The organism is Pseudomonas neustonica (genome assembly GCF_003797945.1).
Taxonomy (GTDB): Bacteria; Pseudomonadota; Gammaproteobacteria; order Pseudomonadales; family Pseudomonadaceae; genus Halopseudomonas; species Halopseudomonas neustonica.
Genome location: NZ_RKKU01000019.1, coordinates 15,836 through 37,380 on the forward strand (window position 1 = coordinate 15,836; position 21,545 = coordinate 37,380).

Sequence of the window (21,545 nt, forward strand, 5' to 3'; positions counted from 1 at the left end):
GCTCAAGGCTTGCGCTTGATGCCGTAGTCTTCAGACAGTGTGCCGGGGCCGCCGGCATCCTTGGGAGCATAATCGCGTGGCGGCTCCAGGCTGTCGAAGGCGCTTTCGCTTGGCTTGCGGCTGCTGGGCGCGATCGGGGCGTCCTGATCGAGTGCCGCCAATAGACGTTGACGCGTCATGTCGTCGGGTGCCAGTTCCAGCGCGCCGTGGGTCAGGTGCTCCTGTATGTCCTGGTAGCTGCGGTTCATGCGTCCAGCCAGATTGGCTGTGGTTTTGAAGTGTGCAGCGACTTCCTGCTGATATTCTTCAAAACGCAGCTGCAGGCTTTCCAGTTGAGCCTGGGAGCTAGATGAGCTGCCGCCACTGATGCGACGAGATACGCGCGCCAGTACGACACCGACTATGATTCCCACTGCCAGGGCAATGGCTGCTGCTATCCACAAGTTCTCGCTTGCTTCCACCTTGGGTCCCTCACTTTCGGTTGGTGCTTCCGGACAATAATGATGCTCTTGCCCCAGTAGCTTAGGCTTACGGTAACGACATTTCATGGCCAAGGCTAGTGTCTATGTCGGCACTGTTCTTTCCGGTGCGAACATCAGACCAGTCTGGCACTAGCAAGTTGGCTTGGCGCTTCTTCTTGCCAGGCTCAACGAGCAAAGGTCAGAATATCAGATTGGAGTGCTGGCTGTGCTGGCAGTTCCACGTCTACGACGCCATTCATGCAGCAGCAGTCACGGAGAAACCCATGAGTCGTCCGGGTGAAGAGCAGGTTGTAATCGAAGGGCCCGCTGGCCCAATTGAAGCCGTTGTTACGACAGGAGACCGCGCAGGTCTGGTTGCGATTATCTGTCACCCCAATCCGGTGCAGGGCGGCACCATGCAAAACAAGGTGGTGCATACCCTGATGCGCACGGCCCGCGATATGGGAGCTAGCACGCTGCGCTTCAACTTCCGCGGGGTGGGGCGGAGCGCGGGAGAGCATGACTATGGTGTGGGCGAGGTTCAGGATTGCCTTGCCGTGATTGCCTGGGCACGTGCCGAATTGCAGATGGACCAGTTGTGGTTGATGGGTTTCTCCTTTGGTGGTTATGTCGCTGCTGCGGCGGCCAGTGAGTTGCCCGCGTGGCCAGAGCGCCTGGTGTTGGTTGCACCCTCTGTTGAAAAGCAGCGTTTTGGCGACCTAAAGCCGCTCGGCGGCGCAGCAATCGTGATGATGGGTGAGGCAGATGACGTCGTTGCACCGCAGTCGGTATATGACGCCTTCGCCGATGAAGCCGATTCTACGGTGGTGCGCTTTGCCGACACCGGCCACTTCTTTCATGGCCAGTTAGTGCCGCTTAAAACGGCAGTTGAAGAGGCTCTGAGCTGAGTTTTTTGTTGTTTATTTGTATGCGACCTACCGGTTGAATGAGTCGGCAGTGATGGCCGTATGCCTTTCAGGGCGGTTTATTTAGCGTGTCGGGCGCCAGGATTCTTGGCGCTCTGCGCGCTCTAGAGCTGCATGCAGGCAGGGAGCTCGATTGCCAAGGTGGTGGCGTCCGAGTAGAGTATCGCACCCGTCGAACCCCCTTTTGGTAACAGCGTATGTCTCCCCTTGAGCGTTACAAGGCGGACCTCCAGCGTCCGGACTTTTTTCATGATCCAGCCCAGGAAAAGGCAGTGCGTCATTTGCAGCGCCTGTTCGAGGAGCTGGTCGCCAACGAGCACGCCAAGCCTGGACTGCTCGGTAGGCTGCGCGGCAAAAAGCCGGAGCCGGTTAAAGGTATTTACTTCTGGGGTGGCGTCGGTCGCGGCAAGACTTATCTAGTCGATACTTTTTTTGACGCTCTTCCTTTTAAGCGCAAGATGCGCACGCACTTTCATCGTTTTATGCAGAGGGTGCACCAGGAGTTGCGGGCGATGAAGGGTAAAAAGGATCCGCTGAAGCTGGTTGCTGCTCAGTTTGCGGAAGAGGCAAAGGTGATTTGCTTCGACGAGTTTTTCGTTTCCGATATTACCGATGCGATGATTCTGGGCAGTTTGATGGAAGAGCTGTTTGCTCAGGGCGTGACCCTGGTTGCTACATCCAATATCGTGCCAGATGGGTTGTACAAGGATGGTCTGCAGCGCGCGCGCTTCCTGCCTGCTATCGCTCTGCTGAACTCTCGGACAGAGGTAGTCAATGTGGATAACGGCGTTGACTACCGTCTGCGTGCGCTGGAGCAGGCGGAGCTGTACCACTGGCCGCTGGATTGTGAAGCGAATAACAGCTTGCAGCGCAGCTTCGACAGCCTGGTTCCGGATATGGATGAAGTGGTCGAAGGCGAAGAATTGATTATCGAGAATCGGGGGATAAAATCGGTGCGCGTCTGTGAAGATGTTGCCTGGTTCGAGTTTCGCGATCTCTGCGATGGACCGCGCAGCCAGAATGACTACATCGAGCTCGGCCGTATCTTTCATGCGGTACTCATTGCCAACGTTGAGCAGATGGATGTCAGCAAGAACGACATGGCGCGGCGCTTCATTAACTTGGTAGATGAGTTCTACGACCGCAACGTCAAACTGATCATTTCAGCTGAGGTAGCACTCAAAGACCTGTATACCGGTGGAAGGCTGGAGTTTGAATTTCAGCGTACCTTGAGCCGTCTGCTGGAAATGCAATCCCACGAGTTCCTGGCGCGCGCACACAAGCCCTGATTACTCGGTAATCTGCCGCTGGTACTGCCGGCGGTATTGGTTGGGTGACTGGTTGGTGTGCTGGCGAAATAGCCTGGCGAAAAAGCTCGCGTCGTCATAGCCCACTTCATAGCTGATGGTCTTGATGCTGAGCTGGCTGGTGCTGAGCTTGCTTTTGGCGATCTCGATGCGCATTCGCTGCAGGTACTGCAAGGGTTTGTCTCCCGTTGCCTGCTGGAATCGGCGCATAAAGTTGCGGATGCTCATGCCGTGTCGGCTGGCCAGGTCCTCAAAGCGGAACTTGTCGGCAAAATGACTTTCCAGCCATTGCTGAATCTGCAGGATGGCCGGGTCATGATGCATTTTTTGCCCGCCAAACCCGATCACGCCAAGACTATAGCTGCGCTGCACCTCGTAGAACACGTCCCGGGCCACCGTTTGTGCAACGCCAGCCCCGCATAGTCTCTCTGCCAGATGAACAAATAAATCCCGCCCCGAGTCTATGCCAGCGGCACACAGGATGCTGCCCGCATCCGTAAGGTGTTTGTCCCGCTGTAGGTCAACGCGGGGGAAGCGCGCGCTGAAGTCGTCTTGATAGCGCCAGTAGGTAGTTGCTTCTTTTTGGTCAAGCAGACCCGCTGCGGCGGCCCAATAGGCTCCGTTGGCAACGGCGCCGATTACGGCACCCTTGCTGTGCGCTTCACGCAGCCAGGGGAGCACTTGAGGATATTGCGCAGTCAGTTGGTCAAAATCGCCCCAGAATGCCGGCAGGATGATTAGCTGAGGCTCCACCTGGTCTATTCGTGCTTGAGCGGGCAAAGGGTCCTGACTGAAACTGTTTGCTGGCTGATCATCTGCGGTCACGATCAGGGTTTGGAAGCTCGGCTGCAGGCCGATGCCGCGTTGCCGGCCGTCGTTCAGGCTGGCCATATAAAAGAAGTCTTTAGCCTGCATGACGGTAGAGGCGATGGTCAGGTTGGTAGCGAGTATTGCAACCTCCTGCAAAGGGGGCAGGGAAGAGGTTTGCGTGAGCATGATTATTATCTTTGTATGCTGGATCGGCCAATAGTGGCTGAAATGTCGTCTTGTCTGGCAGTCTCGCTGGTCTGCAATTAGGGGTCAAGCGTGGCTGCCTATAGGTAGCCACGCTGTGAGGTGGGGTTTTTGCCTGGCGCTTTGTTCAGGGGGCAGGGTTGGGCTGGCTCTGGTGGATCTCGGCAATCGCCTGCAAGACGCTGTCAGTCAGGCCCATGTTGACGCTACTCAAGTTACGGTTGAGCTGATCCATGTTGGTGGCACCAATAATGTTGCTGGTGACGAAGGGTTGCCGAGTGACGAAGGCAAGCGCCATTTGAGCTGGGTCCAAACCATGGTCACGCGCTAGCTGCACGTAGCGGGCGCAGGCTTTTTGCGCTTGCGGGTTGCTGTAGCGGTTGAAGCGGGTGAACAGCGTCAGGCGGCCCTTTTCCGGCTTGAGACCGTTGAGGTATTTACCAGTCAGTGCGCCAAAGGCCAGTGGCGAGTAGGCGAGAAGGCCACACTGCTCGCGCAACGACATCTCGGCCAATCCGATCTCGTAGGTGCGGTTCAGCAGGTTGTAGGGGTTTTGCACGGAAGCTACCCGCGGCCAGCCGCGTGCGTCGGCTAACTGCAAAAAGCGGCTCACGCCCCAAGGGGTTTCGTTAGAAAGGCCAATATAGCGGATCTTGCCTGCTTTAACCTGCTTGTCCAGCGCTTCAAGCGTGTCTTCAAAAGGCGTCAGCTCATCGTCCGGGTTGTGCTGATAGCCCAGTTGACCAAAGAAGTTGGTGCTGCGGTCGGGCCAATGCAGCTGATATAGGTCGATGTAGTCGGTTTGTAAGCGCTGCAGGCTAGCGTCCACCGCGCTCTCGATGTGTTCCTGAGTAAAGCGAGTGCGGCCATTACGCAAATAGTTCATGCCGTTACCCGGGCCGGCTATTTTGCTGGCCAGGATCCACTTCTCGCGTTCGCCGCGTTGCTTGAAAAAGTTGCCTATGATGCTCTCGGTAGCACTATAGGTTTCAGCCTTTGGTGGTACCGGGTACATTTCGGCGGTATCAATGAAATTGACGCCAGAGTCGCGTGCGCGATCGATTTGCGCGAATGCGTCCGCCTGGGTGTTCTGTTCACCCCAGGTCATGGTGCCTAGGCACAAAGCGCTGACTTTCAGGTTGGTGCGGCCGAGGGGGCGGTATTGCATGACGAGCTCCTTGGTTGCCGGAATGATGTGGCCCATTATTGACCATCAATTCAAATAAAGGTTGTATTTTTTCAACGCCTTGGCATAATGCCCGCCACTTTCGACAGGATGCCTAGCCTGTCGTTGTTGTTTACAGCGCAGATGCCACCCAGACCCACGCAGCCCCCACTGAGTGTCTGTACTAGGCTTTGTTGTCTTGTAAAAACACATTTCATTCTGTAAGATTCGCCCTCTTATTATTAGAGCGGCCTCTGAGGCTAGGATTAATGAAAACCTTCAGCGCAAAAACTGAAACCGTAAAACGTGATTGGTATGTTGTAGACGCCAATGGTCTGACCCTGGGTCGTCTTGCTACCGAGATTGCTTCACGTCTGCGCGGTAAGCACAAGCCCGAATACACCCCGCACGTTGATACCGGTGACTACATCGTAGTTATCAATGCAGAAAAAGTGCATGTGACCGGTAACAAAACTCAGGACAAGATCTACTACAGCCACTCCGGTTTCCCGGGCGGCATCAAGTCGATCAACTTCGAGAAGCTGATTCAGCGTGCTCCTGAGCGTGTTATTGAAAGCGCCGTGAAAGGTATGTTGCCGAAGAACCCACTGGGTCGTGCCATGTATCGCAAGATGAAGGTCTACGCAGGATCTGTTCATCCGCATACCGCACAACAACCCCAAGAACTGAAGATCTAACAGGAGTTCACTATGTCGGCGACACAGAACTACGGCACCGGCCGTCGTAAAACCGCCACCGCTCGCGTATTCCTGCGTCCGGGTTCTGGCAATATTTCTATCAACAACCGTAGCATCGATGTGTTCTTCGGTCGCGAAACTGCTCGCATGATCGTGCGTCAGCCGCTTGAACTGACAGAAAACACTGAAAAGTTCGATGTTTTCGTCACCGTTAGTGGTGGTGGTATTTCCGGTCAAGCCGGTGCTATCCGTCACGGTATCACCCGTGCACTGATGGATTATGATGAGACTCTGCGTGGCGAACTGCGTAAAGCGGGCTACGTAACGCGTGATGCGCGTGAAGTTGAGCGTAAGAAAGTGGGTCTGCGGAAAGCACGTAAGCGTCCTCAGTACTCCAAGCGTTAATCAGTCTTTGGCGCTTAAAACGCCCGGCCTCCCTAGGGGAGTGCCGGGCGTTTTTGTGTCTGCGGCAAGGTGTCGCAATGAACTATGCTATCTGTGGCAGTTGTATGGAGTGGCTTTAGGTATAGTGTCTACTAGCCTTGGAAGTGGATATCACCTTGTCAAAAAAGGGGTTTTTCATTACCATCAGGTTCATTTTGTGCAGGCTGTATAAAACTTGAAAAAAGTCCTTGGAAAAGGTCTGAAATTAGCTGATGGGAGACGACTGGATGAGTAATGACGGCGTGAATAATGGCCGGCGTCGCTTCCTGGTGGCCGCTACTAGTGTGGTAGGTGCCGCCGGAGCAGCAGGGGTAGCAGTCCCCTTTGTGGGATCTTGGTTCCCGAGCGCCAGAGCCAAAGCGGCGGGTGCGCCGGTGAAAGTGAATATCAGCAAGATCGAGCTGGGCCAGCAGATCGTGGTTGAGTGGCGCGGTCAGCCGGTATTCGTCTCTCACCGCACGCCTGAAGCGTTAGCGCTGCTGGACGATACCGACTCAGAGGTGGCCGATCCGCAATCCGAAGCCTCCAGTCAGCCAAGCTACGTTGATGGTAAGACACGGGCTATCAAGCCTGAGTTGTTGGTGGTCATGGGTGTGTGCACACACTTGGGCTGCTCACCATTGTTCAAGCCTGAAGTGGCTTCTGCGGAGATGGGTGCTGACTGGAAAGGCGGTTATTTCTGTCCTTGTCACGGTTCTCATTACGACATGTCCGGTCGAGTTTTCAAGGGCCAGCCAGCGCCGTTGAATCTGCCGGTTCCGCCTTACTCCTACGAATCTGATGACATTATTGTTGTCGGCGTGGGGCAGGAGAGCGCCTGATGAATAAATTGATGCAGTGGGTCAATGCGCGGATGTCCGTCACCCGGGTGATGGAAGATCACCTGACCAAGTACTATGCGCCCAAGAACTTTAACTTCTTCTACTTCTTCGGCTCTCTGGCGATGCTGGTGCTGGTTAACCAGTTGGTTACCGGTATCTGGTTGACCATGAGTTATGAGCCCTCGGCGAGCGGTGCCTTTGCGTCAGTCGAGTACATCATGCGTGATGTGAAATACGGCTGGTTGCTTCGCTACCTGCACTCCACCGGCGCTTCTGCGTTTTTTGTGGTGGTTTACCTGCACATGCTGCGCGGTATCATGTACGGCTCTTATCAGAAGCCGCGTGAGCTGATTTGGCTGTTCGGTATGATGATCTACCTGGTGTTGATGGGTGAAGCCTTTATGGGTTACCTGTTGCCCTGGGGGCAGATGTCGTACTGGGGTGCTCAGGTTATTATTTCGCTGTTTGGCGCCATTCCCTTTATTGGTCCTGATCTGGCCCAGTGGGTGCGTGGTGACTTCCTGATCTCTGGTATTACCCTCAACCGCTTTTTTGCCTTGCACGTTGTGGCTTTGCCGGTTGTTTTGCTTGGCTTGGTTGTGTTGCACATCATTGCCTTGCACGAAGTGGGTTCCAACAACCCGGACGGCGTTGATATCAAGAAGTTCAAGGATGAAAACGGCAAGCCACTCGATGGTATTGCTTTCCATCCGTACTACACCGTGAAGGATATCGTAGGTGTGGTGGTCTTCCTGTTTGTCTTCTGCTCGATTGTTTTCTTTGCGCCAGAAATGGGTGGTTACTTCCTGGAGAAGCCTAACTTCGAGATTGCCAACCAGCTGAAGACACCAAACCATATTGCGCCTGTCTGGTATTTCACGCCCTTCTACGCGATTTTGCGTGCGGTGCCCTCGGTTGCGGGTTCGGCTTTCCCGGGTGTGGTTGCCATGGGTGCGGCTATTGCAGTGCTCTTTGTTTTGCCCTGGTTGGACCGTAGTCCGGTTCGTTCAATCCGCTACAAGGGTTGGATGAGCAAGCTTGCGCTGTTCTTGTTCTGCATTGTGTTCGTGGTTCTCGGGATTCTGGGCGCTGTGCCTTCAACTCCTGCACTGACCAAGCTGTCGCAAGTCTGCACCGTACTGTACTTCGCGTTCTTCATCCTGATGCCGTTCTATACGAGCATGGAGAAGACCAAACCGGTTCCGGAGAGGGTTACTGGCTAATGAAAAAACAATTAATTGCTCTGTTTTTTGCGCTTGTGCCGGCGGTCTCTATGGCTGCTGGTGGTCCCGCGGTAGCGCTTGATGAAGCGAATATCGACCTGACAGACAAGGCCGCTATGCAGGATGGTCTGCGTACCTTTGCTAACTACTGCATGGGTTGCCATTCGGCTCAGTATCAGCGCTATGAGAGGGTTGCCAATGATCTTGGTATCCCTGAGCAGCTGATGCTGGACAATGTCGTGTTTACCGAGGGTACTTTGATCGGTGAGCATATGAAAAATGGCATGCGTCACGATGACGGCAAGACCTGGTTTGGTGCTGCGCCACCCGACCTGACTCTGGTTGCCCGTGTGCGCGGTGTCGACTGGCTTTACACCTACCTACGGACTTTCTATGAGGATTCCGCGCGTCCACTGGGGGTCAACAACACGACATTCCCCAACGTGGGCATGCCTAATGTGATGGCTGAGCTTCAAGGCCGTCAGGTTGTCGGATGTAAGGCGATGCCGGTTAAGAATCATGATGGTAAGGTAATGCGTGATACCCTTACCGGTGACATCATGAAGGAAGAGCAGTGTGATGTGCTGACAGTGGTTCCGGATACCGGCACCCAGAGCGAAGAAGAGTTTGATACCACGGTGCGTAACCTGGTTACTTTCCTTGCTTACTCGGCAGATCCGGTCAAGTTGGAGCGTCAGCGCATTGGTGTTTACGTTCTGCTTTATCTGGCCTTCCTGTTCGTGTTTGCCTACCTGTTGAAGCGTGAGTACTGGCGCGACGTTCATTGATTGTCGGTATTTGCTAACTATCGGTGCGCGCCCTTTGGGGCGCGCACTTGTTTCTAGGGTATAATAGTCTTTCGTTTGCGTGGGCAGAGGCCTGCGTTTTCTTGAGTTTCATGCTGCATTCAGTGTGCTTGCCGCAGTCCGCTAAAGGATGAGGGTTGATTTATGGGCGTTACCGCCAACAAGCGTTCCTCTATGGCTTTTTTCTCCGATCCACGTGACCACTACTGCCACCGTGTACGAATCGTGCTGGCAGAGAAGGGCGTCACCGTCGATGTGGTGGATGTTGAGCCTGATAATCACCCCCAAGAGCTGGCTGAAACCAACCCTTACAACAGTGTTCCTACATTGCTTGATCGTGATTTGGTGCTTTATGAGCCGAATATCATGATGGAGTACCTGGACGAGCGTTTCCCGCATCCGCCGCTACTGCCGGTTTACCCGGTTGCGCGTGCCAATAGCCGCTTGCTGATGTATCGCGTGCAGCGGGACTGGTGTCGCCTGGTCGACATTATCGTCGATGCCAAGAGTGCACCTGCCGCTGTAACCAAGGCTCGTAAAGAGTTGCGTGAAAGCCTGACAGGCGTTGCTCCTGTGTTCGCCGAGATGCCGTTCTTTATGAGCGAAGAGTTTGGTTTGGTTGATTGCTGTATTGCTCCAATTCTCTGGCGTTTGCCGGAGTTGGGTGTTGAATTGCCGAAGCAGGCAAAGCCGCTTCAGGATTACATGGACCGCGTTTTCAAGCGCGAAGGGTTTATTGCGAGCCTGTCCGCTGCAGAGAAGGAAATGCAGTAACTCATTCTATGCAACCAAAGGAGTAAGGCATGACGGATATGAATTCCAGTCGCCCCTACCTGATTCGAGCGCTGTATGAATGGATTCTGGATAATAATTGCACGCCGTATCTGTTAGTAAATGCTGGTTTTCCCGGCACTGCGGTACCCGAAGGTTTTGTTGAAGATGGGCAGATAGTGCTGAATTTGTCGCCCAGTGCAGTGCGCGAGTTACATATGGATAACGAGCGTATCTGTTTTGATGGTCGCTTTGGTGGTGTTGCGCAGCAGGTGTGGATTCCTGCTGATGCAGTCATGGCGATCTATGCTCGTGAGAATGGTCAGGGCATGGTGTTTGAAGTTGAGCCGGTAACGCCGCCTCCAGGCGACGATGCAGGCCTTGATAGCAAGCCGCCAAGTAAGCCTGAAGGCGGTCGTCCGTCGCTTAAGGTCGTTAAGTAGAGTTCATTGTTTGAGTTATATTTAACGTCTTGTGAGCAAGAAAAAAGCGCCACTCCGGTATGGAAGTGGCGCTTTTTTTTGCTCTGAAACTATCGGCAATCAGTCGATATATTCAAAGAGCTTCACAATGCGCTGTACGCCGCCTATTTGCTGAGCTTGGGCTACGGCAAGCGAGGCTTCGTTTTGTGTTACCAGGCCCATCAGGTACACCACTCCGGCTACTGTTACGACCTTTATGCGGCTTCCGGGGATATTGCCAGCGGTCAGCATGCGTGTTTTCAGGTTGGTGGTAATCAGGGCGTCCTGGTTAAGCGCAAGTAAAGAGAGTGGGGGGGAGGCAGTCAGCTCGTTGTGTACGACTTTGACTTTCTGCGTGTTCTTGGCTGCCTCTCCGGCGACTGCAATGAGCTCCTGCCGAGGTAGTTGGCCCGCTAGCAAGACAACGGCGTTGTAGCTGGTTACGGAGATCCGACCCTGGCTCTCGATATCCGGGTGGGCCTTGTTGACGTTAACCGACACCTTGGTTTCGATAAGCTGATCATCAATGCTGCTACCCAGTGTGCGGGTGCCGCGATTGTCTTTGATCGGTGTGTCACGCGCCGCGGTCAGCACGCTGGTGCAGCCAGTCAAAGTGATTAGCAGGGCTACGGTAGCTAGTCTTATCATTCCTCGCTCCCAAACAGTTGTCGATCGATAAGGTCGCATAGGCAATGAATGGCGAGTAGATGCACTTCCTGAATGCGGGCAGTAGAGCGGGCTGGTACACGGATTTCAACGTCTTCTGGGAGAAGTAGAGACGCCATTGCGCCGCCGTCTCGTCCGGTCAGGGCGACAACCAGCATTTCGCGATCATGTGCGGCCTGGATGGCTTGCATCACATTGGCCGAATTGCCGCTGGTAGAGATGGCCAGTAGTATGTCGCCGGGCTGCCCCAAGGCTCTGATTTGCTTGGAAAATACTTCTTCGTAGCTGTAATCGTTGGCTATCGAAGTGATAGTGGATGCATCCGTTGTCAGCGCGATTGCTGGCAGGCTCGGACGCTCACGTTCAAAGCGATTTAGCAGTTCTGAAGAAAAGTGTTGAGCATCTCCTGCTGAGCCGCCGTTGCCGCAGGTCAGTATCTTGCCTTCATTGAGCAGCGCGTTAACCATTGCCTGGCTACCCTGCTCAATACTCGGCCCGAGTACATCCATGGCGCGTGTCTTGGTTTCAATGCTGTCAGTAAAGAGCTGTTTAATTCGGTGTTGCATATCCATAGGGGAACTCGCTAGCAAGTGAAAGCCTCTCGGATCCAGTTGTAGGCAGCTGGATCCGCGGGATTGCCTTCGGCGGCAATAACATCGAAGCGGCAGGGACGGTTGACCAATTTCGGGTGGTTCAGCAGGAAGTGCTGGGCAGCTAGTATGACGCGTTGCTGCTTTGTCTGGTTAACACTCTCTGCTGCGCCGCCCCAGCGGTTTTGCCGCCGGTAACGTACTTCGACAAATACTACTGTATCCCCGTCGCGCATGACCAGATCAAGCTCGCCCTGCTTGCATCGGTAATTGCGCGCGAGACATTTTAGACCCGCACGCCGCATGATTTGTTCAGCCAGGGCTTCGGCTTGATTGCCTGTGCGTTGCTTGGCTGTGAAGCGCAGCATTAGAAGTCACGTTCAACGACCGCCGGTTGGAGCAGTCCGTCCTGGATTTGACCCCAGGCAAGATCGCGTTGAATACGACCGTCTTGAGTGAGTGATAGCAGCCCGGTAGCACCATCGATGCGGGTTTCTGGATATTGACGCATCTGCGGTAGGCGGTTGAATACCCGCTGAGCGTCTATGCCCATGGCGTAAATTCGCCCTAGTGGGCCCGCTGCTTGTGGCCAGTTGGAGGTGACGCCCTGATACAGCGGGTCGTCGTGCTCAAGTAGCCACGGGGTTTCGGCGACTAGCAGTCCGTCCAGGTCGGTGTTCTGGCTGCCGCTTGGGTCAACCGTATATGAATGCGATGTGGCGTATACCGGCAGGCTGGCAGCGTACTGAAACGCAAGTGTTGGTTTGATTTGCCTGGCTTGCAGTGGTGTGGCGGCCAGGAATAGCGCGTCTAGATCCTGGCGCGGAGTGGGTAGGGCTTTGACGTAGCGCAGCAGTCGTTGAATGCTACTGGCTCGGCGTTCGCTTTGGCGGATTTTCAGCAGCTCGCCCATCTGATTGGCGACTGTGGCCGGTTGGTCAACAATTTCCTGACCAATTATCTCGCCACCCATTGCTTCCCACTGTTGTTTGAAAGCGTTATTAGCGCGCTGACTCCAGTCGTCATTGGTGGACAGGGTGGCCATCCGGCGAAAGCCGTCATCCCATGCGCGCGTAGCCGCGGAGCGAGCCTCGTCTTCCGGCGCCAGGCCGAACTGAAACAAATCGAGCCCTTCGGTGCTGGGTTGTTCGCTGTAATTCAGTGACAGAACGGGGAGTGGCAGATTGGGCTGACTGGCCAGGTAGGCAACCTTGTCTTTTTCCAGTGGCCCAATGACCCATTGAACGCCCTCTGACTTGGCCTGGTTCAGGGCCTGTAGTGGGTCGGCATACTGGGTACTGTCATACAGGGTCACTTCGGGTTGTTCGATGCCTTGGGTTTGAGCCTGGAATTGGGCGGCAAGAAAGCCATCTTTCAATGCCTGTGCGACGCCGGCGAGCGGCCCGCTGAAGGGCAGTAACAGGCCAATATGCGTTGGCCTGTTGGCTTTTAGCTCCTGAATTTGAGCGATCGCTTTTGGCAGGTTCTGATTGGCTGGATGATTGGCATAGGCTTCGCGCCAAGCCTGCAGGGCCTGAATCTGCATGCCGAGGTTGTTGTTCTGCCGATTGATCAAGGCCAGTTGAACCCAGCCGGCAAACTCGCCGGTCGCATCTTTGGCTGCCGCCTGCAGCTGCGTGGTGCGAGCACCGTTCAGGCTATCCCATATGGCTTGCTGGTTCTCTGTCTGTGCTTCAGCGGCTAGCAGGCTGTTAATAAAGACCCGCTCGCGGGCACCCTCTATTGGTCTGTCGTTGGCATCGTAGATGTCGGCGCGCAGTTGCTGGATCCGCAACTGCTCTTCCAGTGGGCGGCTATCAATCTGCTGCAGTGAAGGGTGCTGGATTGCACGCAGCGCGCCGTTTTTGTCGCCGAGCGCCAATGCGCTTTGCGCCTGTAATTCGCTGAAGCGGATCTGCTGGTCGGTAGGTAGCTTGCTCTGCGGGATCTGCTCTAGTATGCGTTTGGTGCGCTCGGGATCATTGGTTTGCATGGCCGTCTGCGCAGCGTAAAGACGCATGAGTTCTGCCTGCGGACCAACCTCATTCTTGGCATCTTTCAGCAGTTGGTCGACAGAGGCTCGCGGTGTTCTGGGCAGGTCGTCCAGATTGGTGGGCTGGGTGGTACAGCCGACCACTAGCCAGGAAAAGGCAGCGGCGAGCGCGGTCAGGCGAAGAGTGCGGGGCATGCAGAGGTGTCCTTGCGCGGAGGGACGCAGCTAGAGCGCTTCCCTTGAGATAATCAATGCGTGCATTGTAACCAAGGGACCAGCCAATCTCCAGGCAATCGCAGCGGTGGTTGTCGCTCCTGTACAATGCATCACAGTTTATTATTAGGGGTATTTATGACAACCGGTACAGGTACGCTCTTTGTGGTTGCGACGCCAATCGGCAATCTACAGGACATTTCGCCTAGAGCGCTTGAGGTGCTGCGCTCGGTTGCCTTGATCGCCGCCGAGGATACCCGTCACAGTGCACGGCTGATGCAGCACTTTGGTATAGGTACACCCATGACGGCCTGTCACGACCATAATGAACGTGACAAGGGCGAGCGATTAGTGGCTCGATTGCTGGCTGGTGACGACCTGGCGCTGATCTCGGACGCGGGTACGCCGCTTATTTCTGATCCCGGTTACCACTTGGTAAGGCAGGCGCGAGAAGCGGGCGTACGGGTTTCTCCCCTCCCTGGCGCCTGTGCGCTGATTGCGGCCCTTAGTGCGGCAGGGTTGCCCTCCGACCGCTTCGCGTTCGAGGGTTTTTTGCCAGCCAAGTCACACGGGCGCCGCCAGCGCTTGCAGGCGCTCGCCGATGAGTCGCGCACCTGGATGGTATATGAAGCGCCCCATCGGCTGTTGGAGTGCCTGGATGATATGTGTGAAATCCTCGGTGCCGAGCGTCGTGTTGTATTGGCCCGAGAGTTGACGAAAACCTTTGAGACGTTGCGCTCGGCACCGATCGCTGAGCTGGCTGACTGGGTTCGCGGTGATAGCGATCAGCAGCGGGGTGAGTGCGTGTTGGTGGTGGAGGGAGCGTCGGTGGCTGAGTCTGAGGAGGTTTCAGGCGAAACCTTGCGTGTGCTGGATGCGCTGTTGCAAGAGTTGCCGGTTAAGCAGGCGGCACGGCTGGCGGCGCAAATTACCGGTGAGCGCAAGAATCAGCTATACCAACTGGCTCTTGATCGCGGTACCAAGAACGCGTGATCAGGCCTGCGTGAAGTCGTTTCTCCTTGCTCTGTGGGCCGAAGGCGGCTAACCTTGCCGCCAAGAGTTGGCTGGACAGTCGCTGTGTTGGCACCGCAAGGCGTCGGCAGGGAGGAAAGTCCGGGCTCCATAGGGCAGAGTGCCAGGTAACGCCTGGGAGGCGTGAGCCTACGGAAAGTGCAGCAGAGAGCAAACCGCCTAAGCGCGTAAGCGCCGGTAAGGGTGAAAAGGTGCGGTAAGAGCGCACCGCGCAGCTGGTAACAGTCTGTGGCGTGGTAAACCCCACTCGGAGCAAGACCAAATAGGAATCCATTGGTGTGGCCCGCACTGGATTCGGGTAGGTTGCTTGAGGTTGTCAGTGATGGCAATCCCAGAGGAATGACTGTTCTCGACAGAACCCGGCTTATAGGCCAACTCTTATTTTTCTTCTTGTTGTGACTCCCCTCTCTTTTAGATCAAAAAGATCTTACTCTTCATAAACCACTTTAAGTTGCGAGTGGATCTGTTTGCTTTGAATCTGCTTTACCCCCTATCCCTTATGTTGTTTGCAGGTGAATTCCTTCCTTTTTGCGCTAAACCCCTGCTCTACAAGGCTTTTTCCCGCAATTGCGTGCTTGACGGTGTATCCGCGCATTTCTATAGTGTGCAAAAGTGGCATGAAGTGGATAAAAGTGGGAATTATTGGCGTAGAGCGTCAATTCACCAAAGGGGAAGGTAAACAGCGTGTTTCGTGGATCCAACGCCATCAATCTGGACGCCAAAGGGCGACTCGCGATGCCTGCGCGCTATCGCGACCGCTTGGTGGAGTCCTGTGGCGGTCAGTTGGTGGCGACTATTGCACTGGAAGAACGTTGTCTTTGGATTTATCCCTTGCAGGAGTGGGAGGCGGTTGAGGCGCAGCTGCGCTCTGCGCCGAACATGAATCCTGCGGTAAAGCGGCTACAGCGCCTGCTGATTGGTAATGCCAATGATCTGGAGCTGGATAATAACGGCCGCTTTGTTATTCCGCCGCTGTTGCGCGAGCACGCCGGGCTAGACAAGAAAGTCATGCTGGTCGGGCAAATCAATAAATTTGAGCTCTGGAGTGAAGAGGCCTGGACGGCCACCACCAGTGCCTACTTGGACGAATCGCAGGACACCGGTGAATTACCGGTGGAACTGCATTCCTTGAGCCTATGAACGCGCAATCCAATTACCAGCATGTCAGCGTTCTGCTGAATGAAGCGCTGGAAGGGCTCGCCATTAAACCGGACGGGCTTTATATCGACGGTACTTTCGGGCGCGGCGGGCACAGTCGCGCGCTGCTATCGGGGCTGGCGCCGGGAGGGCGCCTGATCGCCTTCGATAAAGATCCGGAAGCCATCCGGGCAGGGAATGAACTAGCGGCCATAGACGGCCGCTTTGTCGTTGTGCAGCGCTCATTTGCCGATATGGCGCAAGAGCTCAAGGACAAGGGTTTGCACGGTAAGGTCGATGGCGTACTGCTGGATCTTGGGGTGTCGTCGCCGCAGTTGGATGACCCCGAACGCGGCTTTAGCTTCTTGCATGACGGCCCGTTGGATATGCGTATGAATCCGGGTATGGGTCAAAGCGCAGCGGATTGGGTCAACAGTGCCAGCGAAAGCGACATTGCCACTGTATTAAAAGAATACGGTGAAGAGCGTTTCTCCAAACGCATGGCTCGCGCCGTTGTTACGCGCCGTGAGCAGCAGGCTTTTACCCGCACAGGTGATCTCGCAGCGGTATTAAAGGAAGCCAATCCCGCGTGGGAGAAAGGCAAGCATCCTGCTACGCGCGCTTTCCAGGGTATCCGGATTTTTATCAATCGTGAGCTGGACGATTTGGCTGACGGTTTGCGCGCGGCTCTGGAGTGCCTTGCTCCGGGTGGCCGCTTGGTGGTGATCAGCTTTCATTCGCTGGAAGATCGTCTGGTTAAGCAATTCATGCGCCGCGAGGCCAAGGGCGCACCGCTGCCGCGCGACCTGCCTATCCGTGATATCGATATTCCGGTGTCGGTCAATCTGGTTGGTAAGGCGATCAAGCCTACTGCTGCAGAAATTGCGGCAAACCCTCGTTCTCGCAGCGCTGTACTGCGTATCGCGGAGAAGCGCTAATGACCGCGCCAGAGCAAATGATCAAATCACAACGGCATCTGCCGGCGGGCAGCGGCTGGCTGCTGCTGGTGGGTGTGCTGGTGGTGATCACTGCTTTGGCGGTTTCTTATAGCGCTCACTGGAGCCGTTTGCTTCTGAACGAGATGGCAGCGGAAATAGAAGTACGAGAAAAGGCGCAAGCCGAATGGGGACGCCTGGTGCTTGAGCAAAGCACCTGGACGGCCTATAGCCGCATTGAGCGTATCGCGACCGAGCAACTGGGCATGCATGTGCCAGAGCCGAGCGACGTCATTTTGGTGCAGCCATGAAGAAATTCGGCTTCAAGCCCAATGGCAGTCTGTATCCCTGGCGTTTTCGTCTGGTGATCGCGCTGCTTGGCTTGTGCTGTGTGGCTGTGTCCTGGCGCATTGTCGAGCTGCACGTGCTGGATGAGGGTTTCCTCAAAAGCCAGGGTGACAAGCGCAGCGTGCGCCATGTGCCTATTCCTGCGCACCGCGGACAGATTACCGATCGCAATGGCGAGCCGTTGGCTGTCAGCACACCCGTTTTGACTATCTGGGCAAACCCTTCGCAGTTGATCGACCAGGAAGCGCATTGGCCGGACCTGGCCCGTGCTCTGGGTACAGACCTCTCCACCTTTAACGATCGACTCAAAGCCAACGCAGATAAAGAATTCATCTATTTGCGTCGCCGCATGACACCGCTGGATGGTGAAGCCGTCATGGCGTTGCAGGTGCATGGTGTGTACAGCATCGAAGAGTATCGCCGTTTTTATCCTGCGGGCGAGGTTGCAGCACATTTGGTTGGCTTTACCAATTTGGATGAAAAAGGCCAGGAAGGTTTGGAATTGGCCTATGACCAGTGGCTGCAAGGTGTACCCGGGAAGCGGCAAGTGCTGCAGGATCGTCGTGGCCGACTGATTAAGGATGTGCAGGTTGTCAGTAATGCCCGCCCTGGTAATGATCTGAAGCTGTCAATTGACCTGCGTTTGCAGTATCTGGCGCACCGTCAATTGCGCGAAGCGCTGCAGGAATTTGATGCCAAAGCCGGTTCTATCGTGATGCTGGATGTGCGTACCGGCGAAGTGTTGGCGATGGTCAATCATCCAACCTACAACCCCAACAATCGCGCCAACCTGCAGCCCGGCATGATGCGAAATCGCGCACTGATCGATGTGTTCGAGCCTGGCTCGACCATGAAGCCCATTTCCATGACTGCCGCTTTGGCTACCGGCCGCTGGAAACCGAGCGACAAGGTTAACGTTTATCCCGGTACCCTGCGTATTGGCCGCTATACCATTCGTGACGTATCGCGTGCCCCTGGCGGCGTACTGGATCTGAGTGGCATTTTGTTGAAGTCCAGTAACGTTGGCATGAGTAAGGTGGCACTCGATATTGGTGGTCAGGCCGTTCACGACGCCATGCAAAGCGTAGGGCTTGGTGAGTATACCGGTCTTGGTTTTCCGGGCGAGCGGGTAGGTAAATTGCCGAGCTATCGTGAGTGGCGTTCGGCGGAAACAGCAGCGCTATCCTATGGCTATGGCTTGTCTGTCACAGCTGTGCAGTTGGCACAGGCCTATTCGATTCTGGCTAATGATGGGCGCAAGGTGCCCATGTCGCTGCTGCGGGTGGATGAAGAACCCGCTGCACAGCAGGTGCTGCCGGAAGATTCAGTCAAGACCGTTCAGGGCATGCTGCAAAACGTCATTGAAGGTGAGGGCGGTGTCTACCGTGCGCGTGTGCCTGGCTACCACGTGTCAGGCAAGAGTGGTACGGCGCGCAAGGTCAGCACTTCAAGCAATGGCTATCAGGAAGACGCCTACCGTTCCCTATTCGCAGGCTTTGGTCCGAGTACCAATCCGCGCATTGCGATCGCTGTGGTTGTTGATGAACCCAGTAATGGCGGTTACTACGGCGGCCTGGTTGCGGCTCCCGTGTTTAGCGGTTTGATGTCCAACGCACTGCGATTGATGAATGTTGCTCCGGATAATCTCAGCGATACGCAGCAGGTTGAGTTGCCGCCTTTGCCAGAGGAGGGCGCGCGCGGATGAAACTGGCTCAGTTATTTCCGGCTCAAGTGACGCCTGATCTCGAGATCAGCGGCATGACGATGGATAGTCGTCGCGTTCGCCCTGGCGATCTGTTTCTTGCCGTTCCGGGATTACAGCAGGATGGTCGTGCTTATATCGATCAGGCCGTTGCGTCAGGAGCCGTCGCAGTTGCTTACGAGCCTGCCGAGTACGAGATAGCTCCTCTTTCAGTCTGCGCGATTGCAGTTCCCGAGTTGCAGCAAAAGCTATCCGAACTGGCCGGGCTTTTTTATCAGCAACCCAGTAAGCAATTGCAGGTGATCGGTATAACCGGCACCAATGGCAAAACCAGTGTTAGCCAAATGCTTGCTCAAGCCCTCGATATGGCTGCCAAGCCTTGCGGTGTGATTGGCACTCTGGGTAGCGGCATGCTTGGGCAACTTTCCGAACACGGCATGACGACGCCCGACGCTTTGCTGATGCAGGCTCAGTTGGCACGTTTGCACGCGCAAGGCGCCAGCCACGTGGCTGTCGAAGTGTCTTCCCATGCGCTGGATCAAGGGCGTGTTGCCGCAGTGGATTTCGCCGTTGCGGTCTTTACCAATCTAAGCCGCGATCACCTCGATTATCACGGTGATATGCAGGCGTACGGCGCCGCCAAGGCGCTGTTGTTCAAGCGTCCTCTGCAGGCTGCCGTAATCAATATTGACGATCGGTTTGGGCGTGAGTTGGCAGCGCAATGCAGCTCGCCGGTAATCAGCTATAGCCTGGAAGACGCCAGCGCCACCTTTTACTGCAGCGATGTCCAGTACGGCACTGATGGCGTAAGCGCCACGTTGCATGCTCAGGGGCAGCGTTTTCAGTTACGCAGTGCGTTGCTGGGCCGGTTTAATTTGAGCAACCTGCTCGCCGTAATTTCAAGCTTATACGCCTTGCGTATTGCTCTGCCTCAGGTGCTCGAGTTGGCTGCTCAGCTACAGCCACCGGCGGGTCGGATGCAGCGTCTGGGCGGCGGCGAGAAGCCTCTGGTGGTGGTCGATTATGCGCACACCCCGGACGCGCTCGACAAGGCGTTGGCTGCGTTGCATGAGCATGCCAGCGGTCGGGTTATTTGCGTATTTGGTTGCGGCGGTGATCGCGATAAAGGCAAGCGCCCGCTGATGGCCAAGGTGGCTGAAGCGCGCGCGGATGAAATCGTGGTGACCAGCGACAACCCGCGTAGTGAGTCGGCACAACAGATTATTAAGCAAATTTGCCAGGGTATGGAACGCAGTGGCTCTGCCACCGTCATACCCAACCGTGCTGAGGCGATCCTTGCAACGATCACCAAGGCAGGCGCCGGCGATGTCATTCTGCTCGCCGGCAAAGGGCATGAAACTTACCAGGAGATTGAAGGCGTGCGTCATCCCTTCAGCGATATAGAACATGCGCGTCAGGCGCTTCTGCAATGGGAGGCGCAACATGCTTGAAGCAATTCGCCTTTCGGAACTATTGAAGCCGCTTGCGGCGACTATGAACGGTGTGGATACCCACTTTGACAGCGTCAGTATTGATGCTCGTGCGGTGCAGCCCGGAGGTTTGTTTGTCGCGTTGCCGGGTAGCCGCGTGAACGGCCATGACTACGTGGCTCAGGCACGCGAGCAGGGCGCTGCTGCTGCGATGGTTGAATATCTGGTTGATGATGAGCTGCCTCAGCTGCTGGTCCACGATTGCCAGCTGGCGCTGGGTCAGCTCGCCGCGCTGGTGCGTGATGGCTTTAAGGGCAAGATCATCGCGATTACTGGATCCAGCGGCAAAACCACCGTCAAGGAAATGCTGGCAGCCATCCTGCGCCATGCCGGCAGTGTATTGGCCACTGAGGGTAACCTGAACAATGAACTGGGCGTGCCTCTGACGCTCTTGCGTTTACAGAAAACGAATCAGTATGCGGTTGTCGAAATGGGTGCTGCTGCTGCTGGTGATATTGCTTACACCATGGGGTTGGCAAAGCCGCATATCAGCGTGCTGACCAACGCCGAGATGGCACATGTGGGGCGCTTCGGCAGCCCGGAAGGTATCGCCAAGGCGAAAGGTGAAATCGTCAGTGAGTTACCTGATGGTGGCCAGGCCATCCTCAACCTGGACAGCCCCTGGTTTGAGCAGTGGTACCAGTTGCTGGGTAGCAAGCGCACTTGCTGTGCTTTCAGTCTGAAAAATCCGACGGCCCAACTGCGCGCTGAACAGATTGAAATCGATAGCAAGGGATGCCCTTCATTCAAGCTGCAATCGCCTGCCGGTGAAGTGCAGGTTTCATTGCAGCTGCGCGGTCAGCATAACGTCGCCAACGCGCTTGCCGCAGCGGGCGCTGCACTGGCGGCGGGTGTTTCGCTGGAATGCGTGAGCAATGGCCTCGCCGACCTGGCGCCGGTAGCCGGTCGCGGCAACTGCTGTGCTGGTGTGGCTGGAGCACAAATCATTGACGACAGCTACAACGCCAATCCTGCCTCAGTGAAGGCCGCTATTGATCTGCTGGCTGGCTTGCAGGGAACCCGGATTCTGGTGCTGGGCGATATGGGCGAGCTGGGCGACTGGGCTGAGTCCAGCCATACCGAGGTAGGCGAGTACGCATTAGAGAAAGGACTGGATGGGCTCTATGCGGTTGGCCGGCTTTCTGCGTTGGCGGTCGAGGCTTTTGGTGAGCGCGGCGAGCTATTCGCCAGCAAGGATGAATTAGTCGAATCGCTCAAAGGGCGACTGGATATCAGTACTCAGGTACTGGTCAAGGGCTCGCGCAGTGCGGGTATGGATGAAGTTGTTGCCGGTCTGACGGCCTCGGCTGACACGCAAAACAACGACAACAGGGTCAGCTGA

At 55.6% G+C, this 21,545-nt stretch carries 23 protein-coding genes and 1 other RNA gene; 17 read left to right on the forward strand and 7 right to left on the reverse strand.

The features are described 5' to 3' along the window. Positions 1-2 precede the first annotated feature (2 nt). The gene (locus EF096_RS13900) at positions 3-548 is read right to left on the reverse strand and encodes a YhcB family protein (protein ID WP_220469192.1); all 546 of its coding nucleotides are present in this window, start codon (positions 546-548) and stop codon (positions 3-5) included. Between the two features lie 17 nt (positions 549-565). Between EF096_RS13900 and EF096_RS13905 the strand changes: the two genes are divergently transcribed. Next, the gene (locus tag EF096_RS13905) at positions 566-1,369 is read left to right on the forward strand and encodes an alpha/beta hydrolase (RefSeq protein ID WP_408003386.1); all 804 of its coding nucleotides are present in this window, start codon (positions 566-568) and stop codon (positions 1,367-1,369) included. A gap of 215 nt (positions 1,370-1,584) precedes the next feature. Then, positions 1,585-2,676: a cell division protein ZapE gene (gene zapE, locus EF096_RS13910; RefSeq protein ID WP_123890396.1), complete on the forward strand. Its 1,092-nt coding sequence runs from the start codon at positions 1,585-1,587 to the stop codon at positions 2,674-2,676. Here zapE and EF096_RS13915 read toward each other — a convergent pair whose 3' ends face one another. Further along, complete coding sequence (locus EF096_RS13915; RefSeq protein ID WP_123890398.1) at positions 2,677-3,690, reverse strand: GlxA family transcriptional regulator; 1,014 nt, start codon at positions 3,688-3,690, stop codon at positions 2,677-2,679. Positions 3,691-3,835: 145 nt separating this feature from the next. Beyond that, positions 3,836-4,876: an NADP(H)-dependent aldo-keto reductase gene (locus tag EF096_RS13920; RefSeq protein ID WP_123890400.1), complete on the reverse strand. Its 1,041-nt coding sequence runs from the start codon at positions 4,874-4,876 to the stop codon at positions 3,836-3,838. A 266-nt stretch (positions 4,877-5,142) separates the two neighbouring features. Here EF096_RS13920 and rplM point away from each other — a divergent pair, with 266 nt between their 5' ends. The 7 genes from rplM (at position 5,143) to EF096_RS13955 (ending at position 10,079) form a co-directional block, all read left to right on the forward strand. Continuing rightward, on the forward strand, positions 5,143-5,571 hold the full coding sequence (rplM, locus tag EF096_RS13925) for a 50S ribosomal protein L13 (protein WP_123890402.1): 429 nt from the start codon (positions 5,143-5,145) through the stop codon (positions 5,569-5,571). A gap of 12 nt (positions 5,572-5,583) precedes the next feature. Further along, complete coding sequence (rpsI, locus tag EF096_RS13930; RefSeq protein WP_123890404.1) at positions 5,584-5,976, forward strand: 30S ribosomal protein S9; 393 nt, start codon at positions 5,584-5,586, stop codon at positions 5,974-5,976. 266 nt (positions 5,977-6,242) lie between these two features. Next, positions 6,243-6,836 (forward strand): ubiquinol-cytochrome c reductase iron-sulfur subunit, encoded by a 594-nt coding sequence (gene petA, locus EF096_RS13935; protein WP_123890406.1) that lies wholly within the window; start codon positions 6,243-6,245, stop codon positions 6,834-6,836. After that, positions 6,836-8,059 (forward strand): cytochrome b, encoded by a 1,224-nt coding sequence (locus EF096_RS13940; protein ID WP_123890408.1) that lies wholly within the window; start codon positions 6,836-6,838, stop codon positions 8,057-8,059. Before petA ends, EF096_RS13940 begins: the two co-directional genes overlap by 1 nt. Further along, complete coding sequence (locus tag EF096_RS13945) at positions 8,059-8,847, forward strand: cytochrome c1 (protein ID WP_123890410.1); 789 nt, start codon at positions 8,059-8,061, stop codon at positions 8,845-8,847. Before EF096_RS13940 ends, EF096_RS13945 begins: the two co-directional genes overlap by 1 nt. 162 nt (positions 8,848-9,009) lie before the next feature. Then, positions 9,010-9,639: a glutathione S-transferase N-terminal domain-containing protein gene (locus EF096_RS13950; RefSeq protein WP_123890412.1), complete on the forward strand. Its 630-nt coding sequence runs from the start codon at positions 9,010-9,012 to the stop codon at positions 9,637-9,639. A 38-nt stretch (positions 9,640-9,677) separates the two neighbouring features. Continuing rightward, complete coding sequence (locus tag EF096_RS13955; protein ID WP_123890469.1) at positions 9,678-10,079, forward strand: ClpXP protease specificity-enhancing factor; 402 nt, start codon at positions 9,678-9,680, stop codon at positions 10,077-10,079. Between the two features lie 99 nt (positions 10,080-10,178). Here EF096_RS13955 and EF096_RS13960 read toward each other — a convergent pair whose 3' ends face one another. From EF096_RS13960 to EF096_RS13975, 4 genes are read right to left on the reverse strand one after another with little or no spacing between them, the layout of a single operon-like run. Continuing rightward, positions 10,179-10,745 (reverse strand): BON domain-containing protein, encoded by a 567-nt coding sequence (locus EF096_RS13960; RefSeq protein WP_123890414.1) that lies wholly within the window; start codon positions 10,743-10,745, stop codon positions 10,179-10,181. Next, the gene (locus EF096_RS13965) at positions 10,742-11,335 is read right to left on the reverse strand and encodes a phosphoheptose isomerase (RefSeq protein WP_123890416.1); all 594 of its coding nucleotides are present in this window, start codon (positions 11,333-11,335) and stop codon (positions 10,742-10,744) included. Before EF096_RS13965 ends, EF096_RS13960 begins: the two co-directional genes overlap by 4 nt. A gap of 11 nt (positions 11,336-11,346) precedes the next feature. Further along, complete coding sequence (locus EF096_RS13970; RefSeq protein ID WP_123890418.1) at positions 11,347-11,721, reverse strand: YraN family protein; 375 nt, start codon at positions 11,719-11,721, stop codon at positions 11,347-11,349. Continuing rightward, complete coding sequence (locus EF096_RS13975) at positions 11,721-13,541, reverse strand: penicillin-binding protein activator (protein WP_123890420.1); 1,821 nt, start codon at positions 13,539-13,541, stop codon at positions 11,721-11,723. Before EF096_RS13975 ends, EF096_RS13970 begins: the two co-directional genes overlap by 1 nt. A 156-nt stretch (positions 13,542-13,697) precedes the next feature. On the opposite strand from EF096_RS13975, the gene rsmI reads away from it, so the two are divergent. From rsmI to EF096_RS14015, 8 genes are all read left to right on the forward strand, one after another. Next, positions 13,698-14,552 carry a 16S rRNA (cytidine(1402)-2'-O)-methyltransferase gene (rsmI, locus tag EF096_RS13980; RefSeq protein ID WP_218565775.1) on the forward strand — a complete coding sequence of 285 codons (855 nt, stop codon included), beginning with the start codon at positions 13,698-13,700 and terminating at the stop codon, positions 14,550-14,552. 63 nt (positions 14,553-14,615) lie between these two features. Further along, positions 14,616-14,974: RNase P RNA component class A (rnpB, locus tag EF096_RS13985), an RNA gene on the forward strand. 301 nt (positions 14,975-15,275) lie between these two features. Further along, entirely contained in the window at positions 15,276-15,731 is a 456-nt protein-coding gene (gene mraZ / locus EF096_RS13990) for a division/cell wall cluster transcriptional repressor MraZ (protein ID WP_123890423.1), read from the forward strand. Next, a complete protein-coding gene (gene rsmH / locus EF096_RS13995; RefSeq protein ID WP_123890425.1) occupies positions 15,728-16,666 on the forward strand; it encodes a 16S rRNA (cytosine(1402)-N(4))-methyltransferase RsmH in 939 nt (312 codons plus the stop codon). The genes mraZ and rsmH overlap by 4 nt, the downstream gene beginning before the upstream one ends. Before the next feature lie 17 nt (positions 16,667-16,683). Next, positions 16,684-16,974: a cell division protein FtsL gene (gene ftsL / locus EF096_RS14000; protein WP_123890470.1), complete on the forward strand. Its 291-nt coding sequence runs from the start codon at positions 16,684-16,686 to the stop codon at positions 16,972-16,974. After that, positions 16,971-18,716, forward strand: a complete 1,746-nt coding sequence (locus EF096_RS14005; RefSeq protein ID WP_123890427.1) for a peptidoglycan D,D-transpeptidase FtsI family protein — start codon at positions 16,971-16,973, stop codon at positions 18,714-18,716. Before ftsL ends, EF096_RS14005 begins: the two co-directional genes overlap by 4 nt. Beyond that, the gene (locus EF096_RS14010) at positions 18,713-20,164 is read left to right on the forward strand and encodes a UDP-N-acetylmuramoyl-L-alanyl-D-glutamate--2,6-diaminopimelate ligase (RefSeq protein WP_123890428.1); all 1,452 of its coding nucleotides are present in this window, start codon (positions 18,713-18,715) and stop codon (positions 20,162-20,164) included. Before EF096_RS14005 ends, EF096_RS14010 begins: the two co-directional genes overlap by 4 nt. Then, complete coding sequence (locus EF096_RS14015) at positions 20,157-21,545, forward strand: UDP-N-acetylmuramoyl-tripeptide--D-alanyl-D-alanine ligase (protein ID WP_123890429.1); 1,389 nt, start codon at positions 20,157-20,159, stop codon at positions 21,543-21,545. Before EF096_RS14010 ends, EF096_RS14015 begins: the two co-directional genes overlap by 8 nt.